The 14,230-nt window shown below is 63.3% G+C and carries 15 protein-coding genes and 1 other RNA gene; 13 read left to right on the forward strand and 3 right to left on the reverse strand.

Features of this window, described 5'->3' with window-relative positions; all coding sequences use genetic code 11:
• Positions 1 to 4 precede the first annotated feature (4 nt).
• Both FJ953_RS03150 and FJ953_RS03155 read right to left on the reverse strand, forming a co-directional pair.
• Positions 5 to 670: a class I SAM-dependent methyltransferase gene (locus tag FJ953_RS03150; RefSeq protein ID WP_140495180.1), complete on the reverse strand. Its 666-nt coding sequence runs from the start codon at positions 668 to 670 to the stop codon at positions 5 to 7.
• Positions 667 to 1,914, reverse strand: a complete 1,248-nt coding sequence (locus tag FJ953_RS03155) for a DUF3419 family protein (RefSeq protein WP_224518994.1) — start codon at positions 1,912 to 1,914, stop codon at positions 667 to 669. Before FJ953_RS03155 ends, FJ953_RS03150 begins: the two co-directional genes overlap by 4 nt.
• Positions 1,915 to 2,149: 235 nt before the next feature.
• On the opposite strand from FJ953_RS03155, the gene FJ953_RS03160 reads away from it, so the two are divergent.
• The 7 genes from FJ953_RS03160 to FJ953_RS03190 all read left to right on the forward strand — a co-directional run bounded on the left by FJ953_RS03160 (position 2,150) and on the right by FJ953_RS03190 (position 6,142).
• A complete protein-coding gene (locus FJ953_RS03160; protein WP_140495184.1) occupies positions 2,150 to 2,359 on the forward strand; it encodes a hypothetical protein in 210 nt (69 codons plus the stop codon).
• Between the two features lie 155 nt (positions 2,360 to 2,514).
• A complete protein-coding gene (locus tag FJ953_RS03165; protein WP_140495186.1) occupies positions 2,515 to 3,234 on the forward strand; it encodes a DnaJ family molecular chaperone in 720 nt (239 codons plus the stop codon).
• Positions 3,231 to 3,986 carry an N-acetylmuramoyl-L-alanine amidase gene (locus FJ953_RS03170; protein ID WP_140623120.1) on the forward strand — a complete coding sequence of 252 codons (756 nt, stop codon included), beginning with the start codon at positions 3,231 to 3,233 and terminating at the stop codon, positions 3,984 to 3,986. Before FJ953_RS03165 ends, FJ953_RS03170 begins: the two co-directional genes overlap by 4 nt.
• Before the next feature lie 211 nt (positions 3,987 to 4,197).
• The gene (locus FJ953_RS03175) at positions 4,198 to 4,914 is read left to right on the forward strand and encodes a transglycosylase SLT domain-containing protein (protein WP_140623121.1); all 717 of its coding nucleotides are present in this window, start codon (positions 4,198 to 4,200) and stop codon (positions 4,912 to 4,914) included.
• 65 nt (positions 4,915 to 4,979) lie between these two features.
• Positions 4,980 to 5,389, forward strand: an RNA gene (gene rnpB / locus FJ953_RS03180) — RNase P RNA component class A.
• Between the two features lie 178 nt (positions 5,390 to 5,567).
• Entirely contained in the window at positions 5,568 to 5,843 is a 276-nt protein-coding gene (locus tag FJ953_RS03185; protein WP_140516612.1) for a type II toxin-antitoxin system ParD family antitoxin, read from the forward strand.
• A complete protein-coding gene (locus FJ953_RS03190; RefSeq protein ID WP_140623123.1) occupies positions 5,840 to 6,142 on the forward strand; it encodes a type II toxin-antitoxin system RelE/ParE family toxin in 303 nt (100 codons plus the stop codon). Before FJ953_RS03185 ends, FJ953_RS03190 begins: the two co-directional genes overlap by 4 nt.
• Positions 6,143 to 6,150: 8 nt before the next feature.
• On the opposite strand, the gene FJ953_RS03195 is transcribed toward FJ953_RS03190, so the two are convergent.
• Entirely contained in the window at positions 6,151 to 7,266 is a 1,116-nt protein-coding gene (locus FJ953_RS03195; RefSeq protein ID WP_140623125.1) for a cystathionine gamma-lyase, read from the reverse strand.
• Between the two features lie 408 nt (positions 7,267 to 7,674).
• Between FJ953_RS03195 and mraZ the strand changes: the two genes are divergently transcribed.
• The 6 genes from mraZ to FJ953_RS03225 are packed head-to-tail and all read left to right on the forward strand — an operon-like array spanning position 7,675 to position 14,230.
• On the forward strand, positions 7,675 to 8,133 hold the full coding sequence (gene mraZ / locus FJ953_RS03200) for a division/cell wall cluster transcriptional repressor MraZ (protein WP_140495198.1): 459 nt from the start codon (positions 7,675 to 7,677) through the stop codon (positions 8,131 to 8,133).
• Entirely contained in the window at positions 8,130 to 9,161 is a 1,032-nt protein-coding gene (gene rsmH / locus FJ953_RS03205; protein WP_140495200.1) for a 16S rRNA (cytosine(1402)-N(4))-methyltransferase RsmH, read from the forward strand. Before mraZ ends, rsmH begins: the two co-directional genes overlap by 4 nt.
• 4 nt (positions 9,162 to 9,165) lie before the next feature.
• Positions 9,166 to 9,561, forward strand: coding sequence for a hypothetical protein (locus FJ953_RS03210; protein ID WP_140495202.1), 396 nt, complete (start codon positions 9,166 to 9,168; stop codon positions 9,559 to 9,561).
• Positions 9,558 to 11,267 carry a penicillin-binding protein 2 gene (locus FJ953_RS03215; protein ID WP_140495205.1) on the forward strand — a complete coding sequence of 570 codons (1,710 nt, stop codon included), beginning with the start codon at positions 9,558 to 9,560 and terminating at the stop codon, positions 11,265 to 11,267. Before FJ953_RS03210 ends, FJ953_RS03215 begins: the two co-directional genes overlap by 4 nt.
• Positions 11,268 to 11,321: 54 nt before the next feature.
• Positions 11,322 to 12,776 (forward strand): UDP-N-acetylmuramoyl-L-alanyl-D-glutamate--2,6-diaminopimelate ligase, encoded by a 1,455-nt coding sequence (locus FJ953_RS03220; protein ID WP_140559521.1) that lies wholly within the window; start codon positions 11,322 to 11,324, stop codon positions 12,774 to 12,776.
• Entirely contained in the window at positions 12,773 to 14,230 is a 1,458-nt protein-coding gene (locus tag FJ953_RS03225; protein WP_140623127.1) for a UDP-N-acetylmuramoylalanyl-D-glutamyl-2,6-diaminopimelate--D-alanyl-D-alanine ligase, read from the forward strand. Before FJ953_RS03220 ends, FJ953_RS03225 begins: the two co-directional genes overlap by 4 nt.

Consider the following 14,230-nt stretch of genomic DNA (forward strand, 5'->3'; position numbering starts at 1 on the left):
CCAATCAGCTGCTCGGCCGGACCACCGCCAGCCAGGCGTAGCCGCGATAAAGTGTGCGGAAACGGAAGGTTGCGCCGATTTTTCGCGATTCCGATTCCAGCACCTCGCGCAACATTTCACGGGGCGTGACGTGGAATTTTCTGAGCCAGCCGCGAAGCAGGGTCCGAAACCAGTCCGGCAGGCCTTCCTGCTGGCCGAAGTCGACGATGTGCAGGGAACCGCCCGGAGCGAGCGTTGCCAGCGCGGCGGAGACCGTCTTTTCCCAGCCTGGGATCATCGACAATGAATAGGACACGAAGACACGGTCGAAGCTGTCGCGGCCGAACAGCGCCTTTGCGTCGAACTCCGTGGCGTCGCCCCTTGCCAGCATGACGCGATCGGACAGGCCTTCGCGGGCAATCGCGGTGCCTGCGGTCTCCAGCATCTCTGCCGAAATGTCGAGGCCATAGAAGCGCGCGCCGGGAAAGCTGCGGGCGGCGAGGATGATGTTTCGCCCGGTGCCGCAGCCGAGCTCCAGCACCGTGCCGCCCGGCGGAACGTCCAGCCCTGATATCAGCCGGTCGCGGCCGAGCAGATAATATTTGCGGGTCAGGTCGTAGATGTGACGCTGCCAGCGGTAGACACCGTCCATCAGTTCGGCGTGATTGGCCGGCAGCTCGGTAGTGCTCATGAGGCGCGCTTCACGTACAGATGAAAGCCGCCATAGATTGCCGAGCGGTCGCGGGTGGAGAATTCGCGCGAGGCATCGCTCTCGTAGCTCCACTGGTCGAGCAGGGAAGCGGAGACGCGGCCCGGCAGCAGACTTGGCTCGGCCGCAGTGCGGAAGATGACACGCGCGCCGGCGGAGGCGGTGCGGGTGATTTCCGACCACAGCGCATTGAGCTGGTCGTCGGTCATCCAGTCCTGCGCGTCGAGCAGGATGAAACGGTCGACGGAACCCGCGTCCTTGCCTGCCAGGAATTCGATCAGATTGGCATGATGAATGGCGACGCGGTCTACATTGCCGCGAATGGCCTCATAGTTCTGCCTTTCAAGATAGGCGGGCAGGGCGGCTTCGCCGGGTTGGGGGTAGCGCCTGGCAAAGGCTTGCCAAGCGAAATAGTTGTTTTTCAATGGAAAATCGCAGGCGAGCTTTTCCAGCCGGGCTTTCAGCACACTGGCCATGGTGCCGTCGCCGGACGTGATGAGAGAGTCATATTGCGCCGGCGGGATGCCGAGGCCGAACAGCGAGGCCTTGCGCGAGGTCGCCCATTTCAAAAGCGGCTTTTCGAACACCGGGGCCAGCTCCTGGTGGAAGAAGCGGCGCTGCTCGCCAATGTTCCTGGCCTGCATGATGCCGGCGGGGTCGACGCCGAAGAATTTAGCCGTGCGGTGGCCCATGGCGATGAACAGGCCAAGCAGGCCGGTCTGGTAGAAATTGCGGTCGAAGACGGCGATGCGCCTGATGCCGCGCCAGTTGCGGCGCTCCCAATAGTGGCGGCTGACCGGATCGAGATGCGGCGCGATGAAGCGGTCGTAAGCCTGAGAATTGTGGTCGTTGCCGGCGGCACCGAAGAAGCGAAACAGGTCGCCCTGCGAAGGCAGGTGGCGCACCGCCTCCAGCTTCATGCGGTTCAGGGCTATGTGAGCGGCATTGAGATCGACGGCGTCGATCCTGGCCGGCGACCGGGTGAGATAGGCCAGGATATTGCAACCGCCGGAGGCAATAGTGACGACGCGGTGGCCTTCGCCAAGCTGCATTGCGTCCATGTCGACATCGGGATCTTCCCAGATCTGCGGATAGACCAGGCCCGAAAACAGGAAGGCGAACAGCCGTTCGGAAATTCCTGCCTTCGACAGGGGGCGGTTCTGGTAGACGGCTTTTCCAACTTCCTTGCCACGGCGAAAGATCAGATCTGCGGAAACGTCCGTCATGGCAAGGTGATTCCCCATTTGCTTTGCCGCAAGCGGGTAACGCCCGGCTATGACAGGTGGATGACAGCGATCCGCACAGGGAAGCGCAAAGCTGTTTCACCCCCGGGGAGGCGCAAGGGGAGGATGCGAGCGATGTTACATGCGGAAACGCATCGTTACGAAACTCATGGCTGAGTGATGCATTTCCTTCTCGACCGTTCACTGCAACGTGAGCGTGTGTTGAAGGAGAGATATCATGAAAAAACTCATTCTTGCGTCGGTGTCCGCGCTTGCGCTGCTCGGCGTCGCTGCATGCAGCGACAGCGGCACGGGGACGGATAACACCACCACCCAGAGCACCAATCCGCCGGCCGAGCAGCCAATGAAACCTGCGGCGCCCGCGGATAATTCGACCAAGCCTGCCGAGCCGGCTCCGGCAACGCCCGCTCCTGCGCCCGCGCAGTAGTCCATTAGTACCTGTGTTCTGGCGAAGGGCCGGCGTCTTGCCGGCCCTTCGCCCAGGCGGGTAGTGGTTCCGACACGAGATCGATTGTCGTCGGAGGTATGATGCCGGCCGTTATTGGCTTGATAGCGGGGACCGGTTGGCTCTAAGAAGCGGCCATGTCGATTTGGGACCGCCTCGGCGACTTCATCACGCGGATTTCGTCCTCAGCCTCGTCGGGCGTCGCCGACGTGGTCGAGGCTGTACGCACCGTTTTTTCCGGCGATGCGGATTTGCGCCGTCGCGTCGCTTTCTCGGTGGCGATGATTGCGCTCTCGGCCAAGATGGCCAAGGCCGACGGGGTCGTCACCCAGGATGAGATACGCGCCTTCCAGGAAATATTCGAGGTGCCGCCAAAGGAGACGCGCAACGTGGCGCGACTCTACGATCTGGCCAAACGTGACGTTGCCGGCTTCGAGACCTATGCCGAGCGCATGGCGCAGCTTTGTGGCTCCGGCCATTCGAACTGCATGATGCTGGAGGATATACTCGACGGCCTGTTCCACATCGCCAAGGCCGACGGGCTGATCCATGAGCGTGAAGGCCAATTCCTGCACCGCATCGCCGAAATCTTCCGCATAGACGAGGTGCACTACGAGGCGATCCTTGCCAGGCACGTCAATCTTGGTGCGGCCGACCCCTATGTCGTGCTCGGCATCGAGCGCGGCAAGCCGTTCGAGGAGGTCAGGAAACGCTACCGCAAGCTGGTTTCCGACAATCATCCGGACCGGCTGATCGCGCGTGGCCTGCCGCAGGAATTCATCAAGATCGCGACGACGAGGCTCGCGGCGATCAACACCGCCTACGAGATGATCGAGCGGGGCCTGCGGCACGCATGAGCGGCTTCCTGCCCGACGAGCCGAGCGCCGAGGTCAGGGTATCGCCGAATTTCGGGCCACGGCGCGAGACGCTGAAGCCCGACATGATCGTGCTGCACTATACCGGCATGCCGACAGGCGCCGGGGCCGAGGCGTGGCTGTGCGACCCGGCCAGCGAAGTCTCCTCGCACTATCTGGTGCATGAGAACGGCCATATCGTGCAGATGGTCCGGGAAAGCGACCGCGCCTGGCATGCTGGGAAGAGTTCGTGGTTCGGACGCACCGACATCAACTCCTGTTCCGTCGGCATCGAGATCGTCAACCCGGGGCATTCATTGGGTTATCCCGGTTTTCCCAAGCGACAGATCGATGCGGTGATCGGCTTGTGTGCCGGAATTGCCAACCGGCATGCGATTGCCCCCCAGCGGGTGCTGGCGCACTCCGACGTGGCGCCGGGGCGCAAGATCGATCCGGGCGAGAAGTTTCCCTGGCGGGCCCTGTTCGAGGCCGGCGTCGGCCACTTGGTGGCGGCGGCACCGATCAGGCGCGGCGCCGTGCTGAAGACCGGCGACGCTGGCGCCGATGTCGAGGCGCTGCAATCGATGCTGGCGCTCTACGGCTATGGAGTCGAAATAACGGGTGTTTTCGACCAGCAGACGCGGGTCGTGGTCGAGGCTTTCCAGCGTCATTTCCGGCCACGCCGGATCGATGGAGTGGCGGACGGATCGACGATGCGCACGCTTCAACGGCTGCTCGCTTCCCACCCAACTTGACCCTGGGTCAGGATGCCGTCCAAGTAATGCTTTTCCGACATTAAGTTACAAACTGTCACTTAAAGTGACTTGCCCCGCCTTCATTGCGCGCAATTCGGGCTTCAAAGGGCGATCCGTACAGCTTGTCGGATGTCTAACCCCCCGGATGATCCGACATTAATCAAGCAATGCCGCGCGGAAATCTTCGCGCGTTCAGACAGAACAGGATCACATGCAGAAATTGACCGTTGTAACGGCAGCTCTTGCTGCCGGCGTAATGACTTTTGCCTTCGGGGCGGCGAGCGCCGCGCCGCTGAGCCCACGGGCCGATCAGGGGCTCGTCGCAGCGACCGCCAAGGGCAAGGCCATTTCGGCCAAAAGCAGCAAGGATGTGAGGGCGGCGAAGCGGTCTTCCGCGAAAGTGGAGAAGGCGAGCTGGACCAAGGCCAAGAAGCCGAGCACAAAACAGAAGACCAGACGAGGCCGCAAGGCCGTCGACAAAACGACGACGGCATCGATCGGGATCAAGGACGCAGCAGCCTCGACGGCAGCGGTGGCCAGTGGCGATCAGTATTCGGCCATCGTGGCGCGCTATGCCGCGAGCTATGGCGTGCCGGCGTCGCTCGCTCATGCCGTTATCAAGATCGAGAGCAACTATCGGCCGAACCTCGTCGGCGGCGCCGGCGAAATCGGCTTGATGCAGATCAAGCCGGCGACGGCGCGGATGATGGGCTATAGCGGCTCGGCCAATGGGCTTTTCAATCCGGACACCAACATCAAATACGGCATGAAGTATCTTGCCATGGCGCGGGATCTCGGCGGCGGCACGACGTGCGGCACGATCCTGAAATACAATGCCGGCCACGGCGCCACCCGGATGAACCCGGTTTCGGCCGCCTATTGCAGCAAGGTCAAGGTGCAACTGGCGGCTGTCGGATCGCCGGCGTGACAAGAACCGGTCGTAACCGGCTTTTTTGGTTGCGTTTTGTGGCGTGAACCCCTTTATACGCTTGGCCAGCTGGCCGGGCGGCCGCACCAGCAAAAGCCGAAAGGCCGCGGGTGAGGAAAGTCCGGGCTCCATGGAGACACGGTGCCGGCTAATGGCCGGCGGGGGCGACCCCAGGGAAAGTGCCACAGAAAGCAAACCGCCACGACTTGGCTTTGCCGGGTCGGGGCAAGGGTGAAAGGGTGGAGTAAGAGCCCACCGCGCGACTGGCAACAGGAGCGGCACGGTAAACCCCACCGGGAGCAAGACCGAATAGGGGCGGTGCGAGGGGAAACCCTCGAGGGCTGTTTCCGGCTCACCGTCCGGGTAGGTTGCGTGAGGCGCATGGCAATATGCGCCCAAGATGAATGGCCGCCACGTTCTCGCGCCGCAAGGGGCGAGGGCCATACAGAACCCGGCTTACAGGCCAGCTGGCAGTTTTTCTCCGCGATATCGAAAAGAGGCCTTTGCGATCAGCAGGTTGCGCCCTGGGGCGCGCCTGTTGATTCAACGGCTTTTTTGTCGCCTGCCAATCTGCATCCACGGCCGCAGGGGACTTTCTTGAATTCGGTACGATTAAATCGTACCATGCTTCAGCAAGTGGACGAGGAGCGGTCATGGGACAGGTCGATAAACGCAGCATCACCCTCTCGCCGGAACTGGCGGCGGCGGTCGACGATGTGGTCGCCGCTGGTGAATACGCTTCGGCTAGCGAGGTAATCCGCGATGCACTCCGGCAATGGAAGGATCGGCGCGACCTCTTCGGCTATACGGTCGAGGAGTTGCGGAGGCTAGTTCAGGAAGGGATCGACAGCGGGCCGGGACGATTTGAATCGATGGAGGAAATTAAGGCCGAAGCGCGGAGACGCTTGCGATCTGACGGCGCCGCATGAATTTGCTCTCTATCGTCCGGAACGCGCGCGCTGAAGACGATCTGATCACGATTTGGCTGCATATTGCGCGCGACAGCGAGGCTGCAGCCGACCGGCTGCTCGACCGCATCGAGGCACGGTGGCAGCAAGTGGCTACCTATCCTTTCTCAGGCGCGCCACGAGACGATATCGCACCGGGTGTTCGCCATCTAATGGTCGGCAATTATCTCACTCTGTATCGAGTTAGGGACGATGTGATCGAAATCCTTCGCGTGCTGCACGGCCATCGCAATGTCGAAGCCAATGACCTCGGTTCGTAATCGTCCGGTCAGCCGGCGATCCTGTCCAGCGACGCCTCTATCGCCTTCCAGAGCTCTTCCACCGGCTCACAGCCTACAGAAAGGCGAACGAAGCCGGGCGATACCGCATCCCCTCGTTTCGAACGCCGCTCGGCGGAGGTGTGGACGCCGCCGAAGGATGTCGCGGCCTGCATCAATTCGCAGTTGTTGATGAAATCCTCGGCCTTCTGCTCCGAAGCGAGTTCGAACGAAACAAGGAAGCCGAAGCGTTCCATCTGGGCACGGGCAAGATTGTGCGAAGGATCGCCTTCCAGGCCGGGATAGCGCAGGCCCGTGATCGCCGGGTGACCTTGCAGGCGCCGCGCGATCACTTCCGCCGAGGAGCACATGCGGTCGAAGCGCACGTCGAGCGTTTCGAGGCCACGATGCACAAGCCACGCTTCGAACGGCCCTGGAATGCCGCCGGACGTTTCGCGCCAATCCGTCACCGCGGCGATGATGTCGGCGTTGCGGCTCGCGACATGGCCGAACAGCACGTCGGAGTGGCCGTTGGGCGCCTTAGTGTCCGCGGCGATGACAATATCCGCGCCATGGTCGAGCGGGCGCTGGCCGAAAGGCGTCATGGTCGTATTATCAACGACAAGCAGTGCGCCCGCTTTGTGTGCGGCCGCGGCCACCGCCGCGATATCGCATATGTCCAGCCCCGGATTAGCGGGCGTCTCTACGAAAGCGAGACGATAGCCTTCGAAACCGCCATCGAGGAAGGTCGAGGTTGGCCTCACATCGTAGGCGATGCCGAGTGGTTTCAAGAAGCGTTCGGCCAGTGCCCTTGTCGTGTGATAGCCATCCGAAGGCAGAAGAATGCGGTCGCCGGTCTTGAGGACAGCGAAAAATGCCGCCGAAATCGCCGCCATTCCGGAAGGAAAGGCGACGCAGGGCGCGTCTTCCAGATGCGCCAGCATATGTTCTACCGCATCCCAGGTCGGATTGCTGAAACGGCCATACTGGTTGAAACCGGTGGCGTCGCCAGGTGCGTGAAAGATGGCAGCCATGGTGAGTGGCAGGGGGATGGAATCGCCGACGGCAAGTGCGTTGCGACGGAGGTGGGCAAGAGCCGCGGCGCGCGACCGTGCTGTTTCAGACATCGACATTCCAACCCTCTTGGTGACCCTGGACGTGTGGTGAGACGCTATGCCCGGCAACAGCTCGCGACAAGGCGCGTCCGGTTGGGCCAAGCGGCTCTAAACGCTTCGTTAGGCTTAATGATCCATAAAGACGAGACGTGTTTTCAAAGCCGCTTCCATCGGTCGCGACTGCATGTTGTGAAGCCTGTTCCCGTTGACGCCCATAACACCCCATGATATCCCATATCGATACCAAAGCCTTCGTTCCGCGTCAGAGTGAAGCGTACGCCAATCGGGCAGCCGCGGCGGCTGCGCGTTTGCCGGTTTTCGCCCCTGTCACGGAGGCGGGTTCAGGGCAGGGAACGCGTAGCGGTGGCGCGTGCAACACGACGAAGAGGGGTGCGGCGGCGCAAGCGGCCGTGACGTGTGATGGACCGGTTTCTGTCGAACACGGTGAGCAGGATCGATGCGAAGGGGCGGGTGTCCGTTCCTGCGCATTTTCGCGCCGTCGTTCAGAAACGCGGCTATTCGGATCTATACGCGCTGCGTTGCCTGGATCTGCCGGCCATGGATGTCGGCGGGCCCGACCTGCTCGACCGCTACGAGCAGCGCATCGCGCTCGAGGATCCGTTCCAGCAGACGGCGGACGACATGTCGTTCTTCTGCCATGGCGACGGAACATTCCTGAAGCTGGACCAGGATGGTCGCATCACGATCAGCGACTTCATCCGCGAACATGCCGGCCTTTCGGCGGAAGTAGCCTTTGTCGGGCGCGGCAATTTCTTTCAGATCTGGGAGCCGGGACGGCTTGCGGCCTACGGAGCGCAGGCGCGGGCCCGGCTTTTGCAGCTTCGGCAGGGGACGAAGCCTGGGGAGCGACCGGAATGACGGTGGGCCACGGCGATGATATCAACGCCGTTGGCGGACCGGCCCGCCACATTCCGGTCCTCCTTGCCGAAGTGTTGCAGGCGCTCTCGCCAGCGGAAGGGGACGTCATCGTCGACGGCACGTTCGGCGCCGGCGGCTACACCAAGGCCATCCTGGCGGCCGGCGCGTCCGTGGTTGCCATTGATCGCGATCCGGATGCCATAGCGGCTGGTCGCAATCTCGAAGCCCAATCAGGCGGCCGCCTGCGATTGGTGCAGGCGCCATTCTCGATGCTGGACCAGCATGTCGAAAGTGCCGACGGCGTCGTGCTCGACATCGGCGTTTCCTCGATGCAGCTCGACCAGGCGGAGCGCGGGTTTTCGTTCCGCGTCGATGGGCCTCTCGACATGCGCATGGCGCAGGCGGGCCTCAGCGCCGCAGATGTCGTCAACAACTTCAAGCCGGGCGATCTTGCCCGCATCTTCGGCTTCCTCGGGGAGGAGCGCCACGCCGGGCGCATCGCGCGCATGATCGAAGCGCGTCGCGAAAAGCGTCCGTTCGAGCGCACGCTGGAGCTTGCCGACGCCATCGAGACGCATATCGGCCGGGCGCCGAAGGACAAGATCCATCCCGCCACCCGCGTCTTTCAGGCGCTGCGCATCTTCGTCAATGACGAGCTCGGTGAGTTGGCCAAGGCGCTGTTCGCCGCCGAGCGGGCGCTGAAGCCGGGCGGACGACTTGCCGTGGTGACATTCCATTCGCTGGAGGACCGCATCGTCAAGCGCTTCATTGCCGATCGCTCCGACGCCGCGAGCGGCTCGCGCCACATGCCGGAGGCACGGGCACGCAGTGCCACCTTCAGCAAGTCCGGCGGCGGCGTGACGCCGGGTGAGGCCGAGACTGCGGCCAACCCGCGCGCCCGCTCGGCAAGGCTGCGCGCCGCCATCCGCACCGATGCGCCGGCGCGTGCCGGCGATTTTTCGATTTTCGGCCTTCCAAAACTTCCCGGCCCAAAACTTCCTGGCATCGAGCGGCCGGGGGAGAGGTAAGCACGTGTTTCGTTCCAGCGACATCGTCCTCATCGCCGTCATGGTCTCGGCGGCGGCCCTGACCTACAAAACCAAGCGCGAGGCCGAGGACCAATTGGCTGCAGTGCAGAAGATCCATGCTGAGATACGCTACGAGGAGGACACGATCGACCTGCTCAAGGCCGACTGGAGCCTGCTCACCCAGCCATCGCGGCTACAGAAGCTCGCCGAGCTCTACAAGTCGCAGCTTGAACTGGAGCCGGTCAGCGCGCACCAGATCGTCGGCCTCGGCGACCTGCCAGCCAAAACCCTCGACATCCAGGACATCCTGAACGGGCGCCAAGGCGGCATGGCAGACAATTCCGGCAACACACCCTCGGACGGCAAGGATCCCATCGTGACCGGAGGCATCGCCCAATGATCGGCAAACTGCTGAAACGTCGCCCCAGGGCCAGCGAAGACGGTTCAATCGTGGTCGATGGCGCCCGCAAGGCGACCGGAGGCAAGGGCAAGGCGCGCATCGTCATGACGATGGCGGTGTTCTTCGGTATCTTCTCGATCATTTCCGGGCGGCTTGTCTATCTCGGCTTCCAGACCCCCGACATGTCGGGCGGCCCGCAGAGCCGGGTGACGGCCTCGCGACCCGACATTGTCGACCGCAACGGCGAGGTGCTGGCGACGGACATCAAGACGGCATCGCTGTTTGCAGAGCCGCGCCGCATCGTCGACGCCGACGAGGCGATCGAAAAGCTGTCGACGGTGCTGCCGGAGATCGATTACGAGCAGACCTACCATAAGCTGAAGAGCGGCGCCGGCTTCGTCTGGCTGCAGCGGCAGCTGACGCCCAAGCAGCAGGCCGACATCATGCAGCTCGGCATTCCCGGTTTCGGCTTCCGCACCGAGAAGCGCCGTTTCTACCCCAGTGGTGAAACCTCGTCCTACATTGTCGGCCTGACCAATATCGACAATCAAGGCATCTCCGGCATGGAGAAATATATCGACGAGCAGGGCCTGAGCGATCTGCAGGCGTCGGGCCTGGCGGTGGCGAAGGATCTCAAGCCGGTGAAGCTCTCGATCGATCTGCGCGTCCAGCATGTGGTGCGCGACGAGATTGCCGCCGGCCTGGAGCGCTATCGCGCCATGGGCGCGGGCGCCGTCGTGCTCAACGTCAAGACCGGCGAAGTGGTGGCCATGGCCTCGGTGCCGGATTTTGATCCGAACAATCCCTACAATGCACAAGACAAGGACCGGCTGAACCGGATGTCGGCGGGGCTCTATGAGATGGGCTCGACCTTCAAGAGCTTCACATCAGCCATGGCGCTCGATTCCGGCAAGGCGACGATGGCGAGCCGCTTCGACGCTTCGCATCCAATCCGGGTCGGCCATCAGGCCATTCACGATTTCCACGGCAAGAACCGCGTGCTGTCGTTGCCGGAGGTGTTCCTCTATTCATCCAACATCGGGTCGGCCAGGGAGGCCGAACTGGTCGGCATCGAGGCGCACCGCGAATTCCTGCATCGTCTTGGCATCTTGGACAAGATGCAGACCGAACTGCCGGAAGTCGCCCGTCCGACTGAGCCGAAGGTCTGGAAACAGGTCAACTCGTTCACCATCGCCTTCGGTCATGGCGTGTCGACGACACCGTTGCAGGCGGCTGTCGGCTGCGCGGCGCTGATCAATGGCGGATATCTGATGGAGCCGACATTCCTGGTCCGCAGCCAGCAGGACGCGATGGCGGCGGCCAAGAAAGTGGTAGCCGACAAAACGGTCGAGGGCATGCGCTATCTCTACATGCTCAACGCCGAGAAGGGCTCGGCCAGAAATGCCAGGGTCCCCGGCTACCGCGTTGGCGGCAAGACCGGAACAGCCGAGAAGGTCATCAATGGCCGCTACTCGAAGGAGTTGAATTTCAATACGTTCGTCGCCGCATTCCCGATGGACGATCCGCAATATCTCGTGTTTACGATTGCCGATGCTCCGCACCCGGAAAAGCCGGGCATGACGGACGTCGCGGCCGCGAATGCCGGGGTCATGGCCGGCAATATCATCAGGCGTTCCGCGGCCATGCTTGGCGTGAAGCCAGATTTCAGCCATGAAAATGGTGCAACGCTGGTTTCCTATCAATGATTCTTAGGGCGCGCCGGCAACTGCGCGCTATTTTGTTGCGGTGAACGGAACTCGATGAAGCTCAAAAATCTAACCGGTATCCTGCCAGTCGAAGGAACAGCTTCCGCCGATCTGGAGGTTACCGGCATCTCTTCGGATTCCCGCCAGGTAAAACCCGGCGTCGTCTTTTTCGCGCTCGCTGGAAGCAAGGCGGATGGCGCCGCCTATGCCGCGGACGCCGCCGCACGAGGGGCTGCCGCGATCGTCGCGGGCAAGGACAGCGCCCTTGGCGGACTGCCAGTTCCAGTGTTGGCCGTCGATGACCCGCGCCTGGCGCTGGCCCTGAGCGCGGCCCGTTATTTCGGCAAACAGCCGCAGATGATGGTGGCCGTCACCGGCACCAGCGGCAAGACCTCGGTCGCCGCTTTCGTCAGGCAGATCTGGGAGCAAGCCGGCTTTGCCGCGGCCTCGATCGGCACCACCGGCGTGGTGGCGCCGGGCCGCAACGATTATGGCTCGCTGACGACGCCAGATCCCGTCGCCTTGCATCAGCTGTTGCTTGAACTGGCGGACGCCGGCGTCACCCATGCTTCCATGGAGGCCTCCAGCCATGGTCTCGACCAGCGCCGTCTCGACGGCGTCAGGCTGGCCGCCGGCGGCTTCACCAATCTCGGCCGCGACCACATGGACTACCATCCGACGGTCGAGGACTATCACCGGGCCAAGCTGCGTCTGTTTGATGCGCTGCTGCCGAAGGGCGCGCCGGCCGTGATCTTCGCCGACGATCCGTGGTCGGCGCCAACCATCCAGGCGGCGAAGGCCGCAAGGCTCGACGTGCTGACGGTCGGCCGCCACGGCGATTTCCTGACGCTGAAGCGGGTCGAGCATGAGCGCCACCGCCAGCGTGCCGAGGTCGAGGCCGACGGGATGCTCTACGAGATCGACCTGCCGCTGGCCGGCGATTTCCAGATAGCCAACGCGCTGGTTTCGGCCGGGCTTGCCATCTCCACGGGAACGCCAGTCGCCAAGGCCTTGAAGGCGTTGGAGAAACTCAAGGGCGCACCCGGCCGGCTCGACCTTGTCGGGACGACTGCAAACGGCGCGCCGGTCTATGTCGATTATGCGCATAAGCCGGACGCGCTGGAAAACGTGCTTGCCTCGGTGCGCCCGTTCACCACCGGCCGGGTCATCGTCGTGTTCGGCTGCGGCGGCGACCGCGATCGCGGTAAGCGGCCGATCATGGGCGAGATCGCGACGCGGCTCGCCGACGTCGTCATCGTCACCGACGACAATCCGCGCTCGGAAGTGCCGGAGACGATCCGGGCCGCGATCCTTGCCGCCGCTCCCGGCGCGATCGAGATCGGTGACCGGCGCGCGGCGATCCACGAGGCCGTTGCCATGTTGCATGCCGGGGACACGCTGATCGTGGCCGGCAAGGGTCATGAGGAAGGCCAGACGATCGGCACCGAGACCCTGCATTTCTCCGACCACGAAGAAGTCCGTGCCGCGCTGCTGGAGCGTGCCGCATGAATTTGCTGTGGACATCCGAGACGCTGGTCGCCGCCATGGACGGGCGACCGATCGGGCCGATGCCGGACGGCATATCGGGCATTTCGATCGACAGCCGCAGCCTTCAGCCGGGCGACGCTTTCTTCGCCATCAAGGGCGAGGCGATGGACGGCCATGATTTCGCGACCGCCGCCATCAAGGCCGGAGCCGGGGTGCTGGTCGTGGCCGAAGGCAAGCTGCCGTCGCTTGGCCGGCTGACGGCGCCGATGATCGTCGTCGAGGACGTGCTGGTGGCACTGGAAAAGCTCGGTGTCGCATCGCGCGACCGTTCCCAGGCCAGGATCATCGCGGTGACCGGTTCGGCGGGCAAAACGACCACCAAGGAAGCGCTGCGCCACGTGCTGTCGGCGGTCGGCAAGGTGCATGCCTCGGTGCAGTCGTTCAACAACCATTGGGGCGTGCCGCTCACCTTGGCGCGCATGCCGGCCGATTGCGACTATGCCGTGTTCGAGATCGGCATGAACCATCCCGACGAGATCAGGCCGCTGGTCAAGATGGTAAGGCCGCATGTCGCCATCGTCACCATGATCGCGGCGGCGCATCTCGGCTTCTTCCGCAATCTGGACGAGATCGCCAAGGCGAAGGCCGAAATTTTCGAAGGGCTGGAACCTGGCGGCGCGGCGATCCTCAACCGCGACGACGCGCGTTTCAAGCTTCTCGACAAGATGGCGCACGCCGCCGGCGTCGAGCATGTCTATGGGTTCGGCGAGCACGCGCGCTCAACCTTCAGACTGGTCAAATGCGAGGTCCATGCCGATCATTCCGACATTGCCGCCAGGATCGGCGGTCACGAGGTGACGGCTCGCATCGGCGCGCCCGGCCGCCACATGGTGCAGAACATTCTGGCGGTCCTCGGCGCGGCCCGTCTGGTCGGCGCCGATCTCGACAAGGTTGCCCTGGCGCTGGCCGATCTCTCGGCTGAGCGCGGCCGCGGCAAACGCCATGTGCTGCATCATCCCGGCGGCCCGACTTCAAGCCACCCCGGTGGACCGATCACGCTGATCGACGAAAGCTACAACGCCAACCCCGCCTCGATGGCGGCCGCCATGGCGCTGCTCAACGCGACGCCGGTGACGGGCGAAGGCCGCCGCATCGCCGTGCTGGGCGATATGCTGGAGCTAGGCGAGTATTCGGCCAAGCTGCATGCTGCACTTGCCGGTCTCATCGTCGGCACCGGCACGCAGACCGTCTTTCTCGGCGGGCCGGAGATGCGGGCGCTAGCGGAAGCGCTGCCGGGCGAGATCAGGACGGAATACCGCGCCGGCGCCGAAGAATTGAAGCCGGTGCTGCTTGCCGCGCTGAGGCCAGGCGACGTGGTGATGATCAAATCGTCGAAGGGCATCGGCTTTGCAAAGCTGGTCGATGCGTTGCTGGGCAAGTTCCCGGCTGAAACGACAATCGGCAAACAGACCTAG

Origin of the sequence: Mesorhizobium sp. B2-3-6 (genome assembly GCF_006442305.1) — a bacterium.
GTDB lineage: Bacteria > Pseudomonadota > Alphaproteobacteria > Rhizobiales > Rhizobiaceae > Mesorhizobium.